The sequence below is a fragment of the Microbacterium sp. S1037 genome, from assembly GCF_048381605.1.
Taxonomy (GTDB): Bacteria; Actinomycetota; Actinomycetes; order Actinomycetales; family Microbacteriaceae; genus Microbacterium; species Microbacterium testaceum_B.
Genome location: NZ_JBLWIG010000002.1, coordinates 556,370 through 569,266 on the forward strand (window position 1 = coordinate 556,370; position 12,897 = coordinate 569,266).

Annotated in this window: 13 protein-coding genes and 1 pseudogene; 13 read left to right on the top strand and 1 reads right to left on the bottom strand. The window is 68.4% G+C overall.

Translation table 11 applies throughout. From position 1 onward, the window contains the following. Positions 1-12 precede the first annotated feature (12 nt). Entirely contained in the window at positions 13-2,586 is a 2,574-nt protein-coding gene (leuS, locus tag ACMW4R_RS13385) for a leucine--tRNA ligase (RefSeq protein WP_418300141.1), read from the top strand. Positions 2,587-2,647: 61 nt separating this feature from the next. On the opposite strand, the gene ACMW4R_RS13390 is transcribed toward leuS, so the two are convergent. Next, on the bottom strand, positions 2,648-3,142 hold the full coding sequence (locus tag ACMW4R_RS13390) for a DUF2087 domain-containing protein (protein WP_418300142.1): 495 nt from the start codon (positions 3,140-3,142) through the stop codon (positions 2,648-2,650). Positions 3,143-3,279: 137 nt separating this feature from the next. Here ACMW4R_RS13390 and ACMW4R_RS13395 point away from each other — a divergent pair, with 137 nt between their 5' ends. From ACMW4R_RS13395 to ACMW4R_RS13450, 12 genes and pseudogenes are all read left to right on the top strand, one after another. Continuing rightward, entirely contained in the window at positions 3,280-4,203 is a 924-nt protein-coding gene (locus ACMW4R_RS13395) for an ATP-binding cassette domain-containing protein (protein ID WP_418300143.1), read from the top strand. A 10-nt stretch (positions 4,204-4,213) separates the two neighbouring features. Then, positions 4,214-5,014 carry an ABC transporter permease gene (locus tag ACMW4R_RS13400; protein WP_058596291.1) on the top strand — a complete coding sequence of 267 codons (801 nt, stop codon included), beginning with the start codon at positions 4,214-4,216 and terminating at the stop codon, positions 5,012-5,014. A gap of 110 nt (positions 5,015-5,124) precedes the next feature. Then, entirely contained in the window at positions 5,125-5,826 is a 702-nt protein-coding gene (locus ACMW4R_RS13405; RefSeq protein ID WP_153003302.1) for a hypothetical protein, read from the top strand. 60 nt (positions 5,827-5,886) lie between these two features. Continuing rightward, positions 5,887-7,059, top strand: coding sequence for a sensor histidine kinase (locus ACMW4R_RS13410; RefSeq protein WP_418300144.1), 1,173 nt, complete (start codon positions 5,887-5,889; stop codon positions 7,057-7,059). Continuing rightward, a complete protein-coding gene (locus ACMW4R_RS13415) occupies positions 7,056-7,721 on the top strand; it encodes a response regulator transcription factor (RefSeq protein ID WP_206542545.1) in 666 nt (221 codons plus the stop codon). Before ACMW4R_RS13410 ends, ACMW4R_RS13415 begins: the two co-directional genes overlap by 4 nt. Positions 7,722-7,829: 108 nt before the next feature. Then, positions 7,830-8,201 carry an SdpI family protein gene (locus tag ACMW4R_RS13420; RefSeq protein ID WP_418300145.1) on the top strand — a complete coding sequence of 124 codons (372 nt, stop codon included), beginning with the start codon at positions 7,830-7,832 and terminating at the stop codon, positions 8,199-8,201. A gap of 390 nt (positions 8,202-8,591) precedes the next feature. Next, complete coding sequence (locus ACMW4R_RS13425) at positions 8,592-9,218, top strand: hypothetical protein (RefSeq protein WP_418300146.1); 627 nt, start codon at positions 8,592-8,594, stop codon at positions 9,216-9,218. A 202-nt stretch (positions 9,219-9,420) separates the two neighbouring features. Then, a pseudogene (locus tag ACMW4R_RS13430) lies at positions 9,421-9,708 on the top strand (SdpA family antimicrobial peptide system protein); the annotation flags it as partial. Then, a complete protein-coding gene (locus tag ACMW4R_RS13435) occupies positions 9,698-9,880 on the top strand; it encodes a hypothetical protein (RefSeq protein WP_369406719.1) in 183 nt (60 codons plus the stop codon). The pseudogene ACMW4R_RS13430 and the gene ACMW4R_RS13435, both read left to right, overlap by 11 nt. Then, positions 9,853-10,905, top strand: a complete 1,053-nt coding sequence (locus ACMW4R_RS13440) for a sporulation-delaying protein SdpB family protein (protein ID WP_418300268.1) — start codon at positions 9,853-9,855, stop codon at positions 10,903-10,905. The genes ACMW4R_RS13435 and ACMW4R_RS13440 overlap by 28 nt, the downstream gene beginning before the upstream one ends. A gap of 5 nt (positions 10,906-10,910) precedes the next feature. Next, a complete protein-coding gene (locus ACMW4R_RS13445) occupies positions 10,911-11,021 on the top strand; it encodes a lasso RiPP family leader peptide-containing protein (RefSeq protein ID WP_119863578.1) in 111 nt (36 codons plus the stop codon). A gap of 77 nt (positions 11,022-11,098) precedes the next feature. Next, positions 11,099-12,895 (top strand): asparagine synthase-related protein, encoded by a 1,797-nt coding sequence (locus ACMW4R_RS13450; protein WP_418300147.1) that lies wholly within the window; start codon positions 11,099-11,101, stop codon positions 12,893-12,895. The last annotated feature ends 2 nt before the right edge of the window (positions 12,896-12,897 follow it).

The following is a 12,897-nucleotide window of genomic DNA, read 5'->3' on the forward strand; positions in this document are numbered from 1 at the left end:
TTGGCTTCACCCGTGTCTGAGAACACCACACCCGTGCCCGGCGAGGGCGCCTTCGACGCCCACGCGATCCAGGCGAAGTGGCAGCGCGCGTGGGCGGACAAGGATCCGTTCCGCGCCGGTGGCGACGACGACAAGCGCCCGCGCAAGTACGTGCTCGCGATGTTCCCGTATCCCTCGGGCGACCTGCACATGGGTCACGCCGAGAACTACCTCTACTCCGACATCGTGGCGCGATTCTGGCGCCACCGCGGCTACAACGTGCTCAACCCCATCGGCTGGGACTCGTTCGGCCTGCCCGCCGAGAACGCCGCCATCAAGCGCGGGGCCGACCCCGTCGAGTGGACGTACGCGAACATCGCGCAGCAGAAGGAGAGCCTGAAGGACTACGGCGTCTCGTTCGACTGGAGCCGCGTGCTGCACACGAGCGACCCCGAGTACTACCGCTGGAACCAGTGGCTGTTCCAGAAGCTGTACGAGAAGGGCCTCGCGTACCGCAAGGACGCGCTCGTCAACTGGGACCCGGTCGATCAGACCGTGCTCGCGAACGAGCAGGTGCTGCCCGACGGCACCTCCGATCGCAGCGGCGCCGTCGTGGTGAAGAAGAAGCTGACGCAGTGGTTCCTGCGCATCACCGACTACGCCGACCGCCTGCTCGACGACCTCAACCAGCTCGAGGGCTTCTGGCCGAGCAAGGTCATCCAGATGCAGCGCAACTGGATCGGCCGCTCCGTCGGTGCCGACATCACCTTCGAGATCGAGGGTCGTGACGAGAAGATCACGGTGTTCTCGACCCGCCCCGACACGCTGCACGGTGCGACCTTCTTCGTCGTGGCGCCCGAGTCCGACCTCGCGGCCGAGCTCGCGGCATCCGCGGATCAGGGCGTGCGCGAGACGTTCGAGGCGTACCTCGCCCAGGTGCAGCGCGCGACCGACATCGAGCGTCAGGCGACCGACCGTCCGAAGACCGGCGTCTTCCTCGGCCACTACGCGATCAACCCGATCAACGGCGAGAAGCTGCCGATCTGGGCCGCCGACTACGTGCTGGCCGACTACGGTCACGGAGCGGTCATGGCCGTGCCCGCGCACGACCAGCGCGACCTCGACTTCGCCCGCGCGTTCGACCTGCCCGTCAAGGTCGTCGTCGACACGAATGCCCCGGTCACCGGCGCGATCCCCGTGATCGAGCTCGACGACGAGGGCGTGCCGATCGACCCGCTGGGCGACATCGAAGAGACCGACCCCGTCAAGACCGGGATCGCGCTCACCGGTGACGGCCGCATGATCAACTCCGGTTCTCTGAACGGACTGTCGAAGCGCAACGCGATCGCCCGCGTCATCGAGGAGCTCGAGGCCAAGGGTGTCGGCCGCGCCGCCAAGACCTATCGCCTGCGTGACTGGCTGATCTCACGTCAGCGCTACTGGGGCACGCCCATCCCGATGCTGCACGGAGAGGACGGTTCGATCACGCCCGTGCCCGCCGATCAGCTGCCGGTCGTCCTGCCGTCGGTGGAGGGGCTCGACCTCAAGCCCAAGGGCACCTCGCCGCTGGGCGCTGCCACCGAGTGGGTGCAGGTGACCGACCCCGAGACGGGCCAGACGCTGCTGCGCGACCCCGACACGATGGACACGTTCGTCGACAGCTCCTGGTACTACCTGCGATTCCTGTCGCCGGGCGACGAGACGCAGCCCTTCTCGGGTCGCGAGGCGTCGAAGTGGGGCCCGGTCGATTTCTACATCGGCGGTGTCGAGCACGCGATCCTGCACCTGCTGTACGCGCGATTCATCACCAAGGCGCTGTTCGACATGGGCCTGGTGGAGTTCACCGAGCCGTTCTCGAGCCTCATCAACCAGGGCATGGTCATCCTCGACGGCGCCAAGATGTCGAAGAGCAAGGGCAACCTGGTGCTCTTCCAGGAGGAGCTCGACGCCCACGGCGCCGACGCCCTGCGCGTGGCGCTGGCCTTCGCCGGTCCCGTGGAGGACGACAAGGACTGGAACGACGTCTCGACCACGGGAGCGGCGAAGTTCCTCGCCCGCGCGCTGCGCATCGCGCACGACGTCGACAGCGAGAAGGACGTCGTGTGGGCCGAGGGCGACCAGGCCCTGCGCCGCGTGACGCACCGCCTGCTGGCGGAAGCGCCCAACCTCATCGAGCAGACGAAGTTCAACGTCGTCGTCGCGCGCCTGATGGAACTGGTCAACGCGACCCGCAAGGCGATCGACGGCTCCGCCGGCACGAGCGACCCCGCCGTGCGAGAGGCCGCCGAGGTCATCGCGATGACCCTCGACCTCTTCGCCCCGCACACCGCGGAAGAGATGTGGCAGACGCTCGGCTACGACGGCTTCGTTGGCCTGGTCACCTGGCGCCAGGCCGACCCGACGCTGCTCGTCGAAGACAGCGTCACCGCCGTGGTGCAGATCGACGGCAAGGTGCGCGGCACCCTTGAGGTCTCAGCCAAGATCGGCGCCGACGAGCTCGAGAAGCTCGCGCGAGCGGACGAGAAGGTCCGCCGCGCCCTCGGTGAGCGCGAGATCGTGCGCGCGGTCGTGCGGCCGCCGAAGGTGGTCAGCTTCTCGACGAAGTAGGACCCGCGGATGCCGCGTCCCGAGCGCTCAGCAGAGCGGGAGGGGCGGGGCATCCGGCGTATCAGGCGCGGGAATAGACCGAGCCGTCGGCCGTACGCACGAGAAGACCGTGGTCGACGAAAGCGCGGCGAAGGCCGGCGACGTCGTCCGTCACCCCGGCGAGCCGCGCGTTGATCTCGGCCTCGGAGACGGTGTCGCCGGGCGCGAGCACGCGGGTCGCGAGATGCTCCAGGAGCGCTTGCCGGTCGGTCGCTCGCGCGGGCATGCCGACGACGCGGCCGTCCTCCAAGAAGCGATCCACGCCCTCGCGCCGAGCGGGGCCACTCGCGGATGCCAGGGCCCGGGCGAACACGTCCGGGACGGCGACGAGCCCCTCTGCGGTGGCGGAGACGAGCCCCGCCGCCGTGAGCGACTCGGTGATGCGCTGCGCCTTCTTCGGGGGGATCGTGGCGAGGGCCTCGTCGATCGACTGAGCGAGGACGATGCGGGCATAGATCTCGCGCGCGCGGTCATCGGCGAGAGCGGCGAGGATCGCGCGCCAGGCGTTCTGATGCATGAGATCGAGTCTCCTCGTGGAACGACGACCCGTGAAATCCCTGCGCCGTATTCCACCCCCGGTTGGTAGAGCGCCCCTCCACCCGAAACGTAGCGTCGGGACCAAGCTGCACAACCGACGGAAAGGCGGCGGGCGTCATGACCCTTTCGGTGAAGAACCTCAGCAAGCGATACGGGAAGACCTTCGCGGTGAAGAACGTCTCGTTCGAGATCGCGCCCGGAAAGGTCACCGGATTCCTCGGGCCCAACGGCGCGGGGAAGTCGACGACCCTGCGCTCGATCGTCGGTCTGGACTTCCCGACGTCCGGGGAGGCGTTGATCGACGGCCGGAGGTACGCGGAGCTGAAGGCGCCCTTGCACGAGGTCGGCACTCTGCTCGATGCGAAGGCCGCGCACCGCTCACGGCGCGCCGTCGACCACCTTCGATGGATCGCGGCCACCCACGGCATCCGGCGGGCACGGATCGACGAAGTGCTCGACATCGCGGGGCTCACGACGGTCGCGCGCAAGCGGGTCGGGGGGTTCTCGCTGGGAATGGCCCAGCGGCTCGGTATCGCCGCCGCGCTCCTCGGCGACCCCCACACGCTGATCCTCGACGAGCCGGTCAACGGTCTCGATCCGGACGGCGTGACATGGATCCGCGAGCTGCTTCGTGGTTTCGCCGCGGAGGGACGCACGGTCTTCCTCTCCTCGCACCTCCTGGGGGAGCTCTCGCTCATCGCGGAACACATCGTCGTCATCGGGCAGGGCCGGATCATCGCCGACGCCCCCTTGACCGCGCTCATCCAGACATCTCCCACCGTCCGCGTCCGCACGGCGGAGGCGGCACGGCTCGCGGAGCTCGTGGCGGGACCCGGCGTCGCAGCGACGATGCCCGCGCCGGACCGGCTCGAGATCGACGGGCTCCCCGTCGAGCAGATCGCCGAGATCGCCGCGCGCGAACGGATCGTGGTCTACGAGATGGGACAGCTCACGAGGACGCTGGAGGATGCATACAACGACCTCACCCTCGGAGCCGTCGAGTACGCGCCGCAGCAGGCGGGGGAGCCGCACCGTGTCTGAGACGGCGACCATGACCAGCGCGAAGCGCGCGACCTGGGTAGCCCCGGTCACGTTCCCTCGCGTCCTCCGCGCGGAGGCGATCAAGCTGGCCACGCTGCCGAGCTTCGTCTGGGCCTTCGTGATGGCCTACGCGGTCCTGGGCGGGTTCGGCATCCTCACGGCTCTCGCGCGGATCCTGCAGCGGGACGCCGCGACGCCGACCATTTCGGCGGGAGCGGGAACAGCGCTGACCGGTATTCAGGGCGCGCAACTGGTCATCGTCCTCGTCGCCGCGGTCTTCGCGACCACCGAATTCGCGCACCAGACCGTGCAGCCCAGCTACCTGGCGGAACCTCGCCGGCTGCGTGTCCTGGCGAGCAAGGCCGTCCTCGTGGGCGCCCTCTCACTCGTGGTCGGCTCAGCGGGGGCGACGACGGCATTGCTCGCGGCAGCAGCGGTGGCGCGCAGCGCGGGGCTTCCCTTCGAGATCACGGGCACCTACGCGGCCCAGCTGATCGCGGGGGCGGCGATCTATCTGGCCGCGATCGGTGTGACGGGACTCGCGATCGGTGCGCTGCTGCGCAGCACCGTGGGGGCGATCATCGCCGGCCTCGTCCTGCTCAACGTCTTGCCGCTGCTGGTCGGTGCGGCGCCGGTCGAGAGCATCCGGGATGCCGCGGGATACCTGCCGTCCACCGCCGGCCTGATGATCCTGCAGGAGCACGTGCCCGCCGGGTTCATCGCGCCGTGGTTCGGAGTCCTCATCGCCTGCGCGTGGGCCGGCGTGCTCCTCGGCGCCGCCGCTCTCGTGACCAGGAGGACCGACGCATGACGACGGCGGCCCCCTCTCGCCCGACTGTGCATCGGAGGACCAGACCGTTCGGATCGAGCATCCGCGCCGAGAGCATCAAGTTCTGGTCGCTCCGATCGAACCGGATCCTCGTGACTCTGGCGATCCTGTTCGTCCCCCTCAACGCCGTGCTCCTGTCGGTCTCCCTGGGGCAGCGGGCGGAGAGCCCCGATCCGCGGATGCGCATCTCGTCCGTTGACGCCGTCGCCTACCTCGACAGCGTCCTCTGGCTGCAACTGCTCATCGCGGTGATCGCGGTGCTGGCCGCCACCGGCGAGAGCGGCGGCAGGATCGGAGCCTCCTTCCTGGCCGTTCCGACCCGGCTGCCCGTTCTCGGAGCGAAGGTGATCGTCGTGGGGCTCGTGTCCTTCGGCATCGGGGTCGTGGGGGCGACGGCCGGTCAGCTGCTGCCTCATCTGCTGCTGTCGGGGACGGGTGTGGCTTACGCGGCGGACCCGGCCGACGTCTTCCGGGGGGCGATCTCGTCGGGGGCGTATCTGGGTCTCATCGCCGCGATAAGTCTCGCCATCGCGGTCGTCGCCGGCAACCTCATCGTCGCTCTCCTCGTGCCGCTCGCGCTCTTCACGATCGTCCCCTCGGTGATCGCCTCGTTCGGGGGAGAGCTCGGGAGTCGGATCTCCGGGTACTTCCCCACGATCGCCGGACGTACGGCCCTCTCCGCGGCGGAGAACCCCGGCGGGCTCGACAGCACGACGGGCTTCCTCGTGATGCTCGCGTGGGCCGTCCTCGCGGTCGTCGGTGCGGGTCTGCGGTATCGATTCGCCGATGCGTGACCCGCTGCCCGAGGGGGCCGCTGAGTAGACTGCCCAGACACCTGAAGAGAGGGGCTCGCGATGATCGACGTCGACGCGAGCGTCCCCGGGCCTCACCGGCTCCGCGGCCTCGTGGACGTCGTCCTCGCGGTCGTGGCCATCCTCCCGGGACTCATCAGCATCCTCGTGGAAGGCTCCTCGCCCGCCCTCACGGTCGGCCTTCTCCTCCTCGCCGCCGTGACGCTCTGCGCACGACAGCGGGTGCCGTGGACGGTTCTCGCCGTCGTGGCCGTGCTCGCGGCGATCGGTGAGGGGCAATCCTTCACGTTGGCCCTCTGCCTGGCGGTTTACACCGTCGCACGGCGGTCGACGACCGGACGCGCGGCGCTCGGCTACCTGCTGGCCGTCGGAGTGCCGCTGCTGGGGACGACGGTCAAGATCATGCTGGGTGTCGCGGTCACCGCGACCGACGACATCATTCCCGCGATCGGGGTGGGCACGAGCGTCGTCGATCCGTACGTCGTCCTCGCTTGCGCGGCGGGGATCGTGGTGCAGAACACCCTGCAACGCCGCCGCGCGCAAGAAGCCCTCCTGCAGCAGAAGATCGACAGCGCTCGGGCGACGGAACGCACGAGGATCACGGCCGAGATGCATGACGTAGTCGGACACGCCCTGACGGTGATGATCTCTCTGGCGAACGGGGCGCGTTCGGCGTGGGACACGGACCCCGAACGCTCGCGTCAGGCACTCGCCCACCTGGGCGAGGTCGGGGCGACGGCGCTCGACGACATGCAGCGGACTCTCCGCGTACTGCGCGACTCCGACGACCAGCTCGACGATGCGCTCCATCACTCCGGATACGACCTCCCCGACATCGGCAGCATGGTCGAGGTCTTCCACGCCGCGGGGATGCCCGTGCACCTGCGACAGCGCGGCGATGCCCTTCCGGAGAGCACGATGCTCAGGGCCGCGGTCCACCGCATCGTGCAGGAATGCCTCACGAACGTGCTCCGCTACGCGCAGGGGGCGACGTTCGTGCTCGTCACGATCGAGTGCTCCGCTCGGACGGGTGTCGTCGCGATCGATGTCGAAGACGACGGCCGTTCGACCGGCGCCGGAAGCATCGGCACGGGGCGCGGTCTCATCGGTGTCTCGGAGCGAGCGGCGTCGTTCGGCGGCACCTGCGTCTATGGCCCGCGGACCCCCGGCGGATGGGCGGTGCGCACGACCCTGCGAACGGAGAAGTCCCGATGATCGACGTGCTCATCGTCGATGACCAGGCACTCGCACGACTCGGCAACTCGCTCGTCGTCGAGAGCGCGGCGGACCTTCACGTGATCGGAGAGGCCGCGACCGGGGAGCAGGGGGTCGCCCTCGCCCAGACCCTGCGCCCCGATGTCGTCCTGATGGACGTCCGGATGCCGGGAATGGGCGGCATCAGCGCCACCCACGCCATCACCTCGGCCAGCCCGACGACGCGAATCGTCGTCCTGACCTCGTTCGACCTGGATCAGTACGCGTTCGGAGCCCTCGAGTCCGGCGCGAGCGCCTTCCTCCTCAAGAGTGCTGCCCCTGAACGCCTGATCGATGCCATCCGGACCGTGCATCGCGGCGATGCGGTGGTCGAACCTCACATCACCCAGAAGTTGATCCATCGTGCCCTGAGATCGGATGACGGACAGGCGGCATCTCGTCCGATCGGCATGCCCGCCGAGCTCTCGGTCCTCAGCCCGCGCGAACAGGATGTGTTCCTGGCGATGGCGACGGGGATGACGAACGCGGAGATCAGCGAACGGCTGTTCTTGTCACCGGCCACGGTGAAGAGCCACATCAACAAGATCTTCAGCAAGCTCAAGCTTCGCGACCGTGTCCATGCCGTCATCCTCGCGCACCGTCTGAAGATCACGGGGGAGTGACCCCCCGCGTTGGCGGCTGAGATTCAACCAGTGGTTGGTGGTTGCCCGGCCCCGTCCGGCAATACGTTCCTCACAGAAGAGTCGCCGCCGGCCGTAAGGGATGTGAAGATGATCGGGATCGTTGTCGCGTCCCTACTGGTGCTGGTCGCAGGACTGCTGTCGCTCTGGTGGGCTCGTGCTTCCTGGCGAGGCACGCTGCCGCAGAACTGGCTCTTCGGGTATCGGACGCCGCTGACGCTGTCCGACAAGGATGCGTGGACGACGGTCAATCGCGCTCCCGCTCCTTTCGCCGCGGTCGGCGGCATCGGGGCGAGCGCCGCCGCCGTCATGGCTCTTGTGCTCACGCTTCTCGGCCTCAGCAGCATCGCGCCGGCGTTCTTCGGGGCGGGGCTGGGGTGGCTGCTGCTGTGGACGGTTCTGGGGATCGTTCCCGCGCACCGAGCGGGGAGGAACTACAAGCGGATGCGCAGCTCGGCCTGAGATCGACGTCTCATCCGCTTCTGACCGCGGCGGCTCCGCGGTCTCATCATCTCGAGAACCCGCGCGCGTGATCGCTCGCCGTGGACCACGCTTCGTGACGGGGGATCACCGAGCGTGATGGCGGTGCCGCGCGCGCTCGTGACGAGCGACGACGCAGCCTTGCAACGGTCTCGAGTTCTGACCATCGACGCATCACCTGGGGGAGGTGATTATCCATGGACGACATCTACGAGGCGCCTTGTGCAGTGCTCGTCGCCGACTTCCGCCGCGACACGGCGTTGACCAGTCGCGGCGGCTGGCCCGACCTCTTGGGCTGGTGGTTCTGACGCCACGCCCGCCGGCCGGCGTACGACACGAGACACAGATCATTCACAAGGAAAGTGAGCATTCATGAAGAACAGAGGCAAACCACTGCTGGTGGCGATCACCGCCGGAGCCCTTGTCCTGGCCGGGACGACGGCCGCTTCGGCGGACAGCTCGAGCCGAGACGGGTCGGTGTCAGCGGCCGCGAACGTCGCCACCGGTGACTACACCGATCGCGAGGTCGTCGAATTCCTGGCCTTCGGCGCCGGCACCATCGATGCCGAGCACCCGGGTCTGATCGCCGAGCTCGGCTATGACGGCGTCGCCGCCGAGGCACCGCCCGCGGAACTGGTGGACGAGATCGTCGCCGGGGTGACGCAGGTCAATCCGGCGTTTCACGCTCAGGTGACGGAGCCGCTGCAGAGCGGCGACCCGGTCGCTGTGGAAGCTGCGCTCACCGTCTACAACGACTCGATGATCGAGTACGTCAAGAGCTCGGACGACTGGACGGTCGGATCGGGCGACGACGGCTCGGCTACCGCCTACTGCCTGGTCTGGCCTCTCGCCCTCGCCGTGGCTCTCGTCGTCGCCGTGGTGTCGACACGCATCGTGGCCTACGTCGGGCCGAGCACGCCGTCGGCGACGCTCGCCTCGGACGACCGGCTCACCCGCCAAGAGGCATCAGCGACGATCGCGTCGACCATCGCGCCGTGACCCCGACGGTGCCCGCCCACGCCGCCGTGCGCGGGCGGGCACCCCTCCCCTGGAAGGAGGCATGCCCATGGACGACTCTGTCGACGACATCGTCGCCGGTCGCGGTTCCATCGTGGCGTTCGTCCTCACGCTTGCCGTGATGCTCCCCGTCCTGTTCGTGTCGGTGCTGGTCGCGGTCCCGCCGACCACGATCTCGCTCGGTATGGGACAGGACTTCCGCAACAACTACAGCGCGTTCGTCTCGCAGGGGTGGAACTTCTTCACGAAGGACCTCCAGGGGACTCAGTTCGGCGCGTACACGACGGTGTCGGGCTCCGCGCCGGTCAGTCTGTTGACGACTCCGCAGACGCGCATCGAGAATGCGTGGGGTCTCACCCGGAACCAGCGGGCACAGGGACCGGAGCTCGCGAACCTGGCCAACGCCGTGACGCAGTGGCGGGAATGCTCGACCTTGCGAATCTCCTGCGCCATGGATCTCGATGCCGAGCCGATCGAGCTCGTCAACACGAGCCCCCCTGCCGACGCTCTGCGGGTCGGTGATCCTCACGCAGGAACGGCAGAGTCCCTGGAGCTACCGCACCTTCCCCTCGGCCGACGAGCAGATCGTCGACAAGGTCGCGCCGGTCGATGTCGTCTGCCCCGCGAACGGAGGAGGATCATGAGCCTGCTCTCCACGCTGTCGACGTTCGATCACCGTCGCCTCTGGTTCGGCGCCGCGCGCACCGTTCTCGCCTCGGGCCAGATCGTGCTCCTGGCCTTCACCGACCCGCGTGCGCTTCTCGTGCCCGTGGGGGATCAGCCCGCCGCTCCGTACTGCGATGGCGTGAAGGCGATCAGCGCGTACTGCCTCGGAGGCGATGTCCTCGCCCCTTCGACGAGACACGCGATCATGCTGATCCTCCTGGTCGTCGTGGCATCCGGGTTCCTTCCCCGCGCGACCGGAATCCTGCACGCCTGGGTGACCTTCTCGATCGCCGGCAGCATCGCCCTGCCTGACGGGGGAGAACTGGCCGCCAAGGTCGTCACGCTGCTGCTCGTTCCGATGTGCCTGACCGACGACCGTTGGTGGCATTGGACGCGGCCGAGATCGTCCCTCAGCCCGTCGGCGCGCGGTGTCGCGTATGCGGCGCTGTGGGCCGTGCGCCTCCAGGTCGCGGGCATATACCTGCACTCCGGTGTGGGCAAGTTCGCCAGTTCCGACTGGCTCTCGGGCACCGCGGAGTACTACGTCCTCCGCGACAACATGTTCGGCGCCGCCGGCTGGGTGCGCGATCTCGGGGTCGCCGTGATGTCGGTGCCGTCTTTCGCGTTCGCTGTGGCCTGGGGGTCGATCGCGCTCGAGATCGCCGTCGGTGTGATCATCCTGTGCGGAACAGACAGGCTCCGTCGCGTGGCGCTGGCCGCCGTGATCGTCTTCCATGTCGGGATCATCGTCACCATCGGACTCTGGACGTTCGCTCTCGTGATGATCGGCGCCGTCGCCGTCGCCTGTCTGCCCGCGACACCGCGTGGCAGCGGTCCCCACCACGTCCCCGCTGTCCTGTCGGCGCTGAGGCGCAGGCTCAGGCCCGACGGCGGTTCGCCCTCGCTCTCCGGCATCCCCGCCACCGTCCCGGTCGCCGACGAGGGCGCCGACGGCATCCCCTCCCCGCAACGCGCGGTGGTTCCCGAGCAGGGGAGGAGGTGAGACAGATGACCGAAACCTACGAGAAGCCTCAGGTGCTCGTCGTGGGCGACTTCCGCAAGGACACCGCCTTCACGTCCCAGGGCTACTGGACCGACGTCCTCGGCTGGTGGCTCTGACCCGCCGCTGATCCCGGGTGGGAGCGGTCGCCTCGTGGCCGCTCCCACCCTCCCTTCCACAGATCTGAGTCGACACCATGCGCTTCCTGCTCTATCCCGACCGAGAGGTCATCGCGCCCGCCCCCTCCGCGGCGTTGCCGAAGTATGTTCCGCATATCTCCGGACGCCCGTGGATCGTCGGCGACTGGGACGACGCAGAGATCGTCCAGGCCTCGAACAAGGATTACCGAGTCGTTCTTCTCGGCACCGTTGGTAGCAGCGATGAGGAGCTCCGCTCGTGGCTCGACGCCGGCGGCCGAGAGCCGGACTTCACGACGATTCACCGCAGCATCGCCGGGGCGTTCTTCACCCTCGTCTCCACGTCCGCCGGAACCACGCGGGCTTTCGGGACGCTGTCGAGTTTCCGGCGCCTGTCCTTCTCCACCGACCCGGACGCCCCGCTCGCCTCCAATTCCCTCGCGCTGCTGATTGAGATGTTCCGCCCGCGTCTCCGCGAGGAGCGCGTGCCGCTCGCCCTCATCGCTCCGCGCGCACCCTGGCCCCTCGGCGACGCGAGCTACTGGCAGGGAATCGAGAACGTGCTGCCGACCCATCAACTGTGTGCGGATACGACGGGTCCCCTTCACGTGAGCGAACGGTGGGCTCTCCCTCGACGCCACGTGCCACAGGACGAGGTCACGCCGGCTCTGACCGCGGCGCTTCACGCCGCCATCGAGGCGCGGGCTCGACACGCCAGATCCACCCTGAGCACGGACCTCTCCGGAGGGATGGATTCGACCTCCCTCGCGTTTTTCGCGCGAGAACACGCGAGCGAGCTGACGACCATGCACCTCGGCATCAGCGTCGAGATGAACGACGACGCCGAGTGGGCGGATGCCGCGGCCCGGGCGCTTCGCAGCCGGCACATCCGCGTGTCGCACGACGAGTTCCCGCGCTGGTTCGCCGGATGGCACGTCACGAACGAGCGGTTCGCGGCGGAGCCCGAACCGTCCATCCGCACGGAGGGAATGCACCGCGCGATGGCCGAGCGTCTCAGCGAGCACGGCTGCACGATCCACCTCGCCGGCTCCGGAGGAGACGAGCTCTTCTACCCGGACGAATCCGTCCTCCCCGGCCTGCGACGCGAGGCACCCGCGGCGCTCTACGGGGCGATCCGGGGGATGGCGACGCTTCACCGCTGGCCCCTGGCGAAGACGGTTCGCGCCGCGCTCAACAGGGACGATCCACGTTCGTGGCTCGTGCGGGAGACCGCGTCGCTGGGCATGACGGAGTTCGAGCGGCCCTCACCCGCGTGGGACGTCGTGTTCTCGCTGTCCCCGTGGGCCACGGACACCGCGCTGTCGGCGGTCCAGGATCTGATCCTCGAGAACACCGCGGATGCACAACTCGATGCCGCATTCGCCAGCGACGCCGTCGCGTACGGAATGATCACGCGCAACGGTCAGATCCACCGCGCCCTCGATGAACAGACGCGTGAGGTCGGCGTCCGCTACGAGGCGCCTTTCCTCGATGACGCGGTCATCGAACTCGCGCTCCAGGTGCGCCTGGTCGATCGTCTGAACACCCGTCGCTTCAAGCCCGGCCTCGCCGCGGCCGCCGCAGGCGTCGTCCCCGATCTCTTTCTCGACCGACGGTCGAAAGGCGATTACATCTCGTTGATCTACACCGCGTTCAACGAGCACCGCAGATCCATCGCGGCCCAGGCCGACGACTTCCGCCTCGGCCGACGCGGACTGGTCGACGTCGAGCGCCTGAAAACGTATCTGCAGAGCATGCAACCCCAAGCGCAACACTTCTTCCCGTTCGAATTCCTCCTGGCCGCGGAGCGTTGGCTTCGGGCCGCGGATCGGATGACACTCGTGAACGAAAGGTGAGC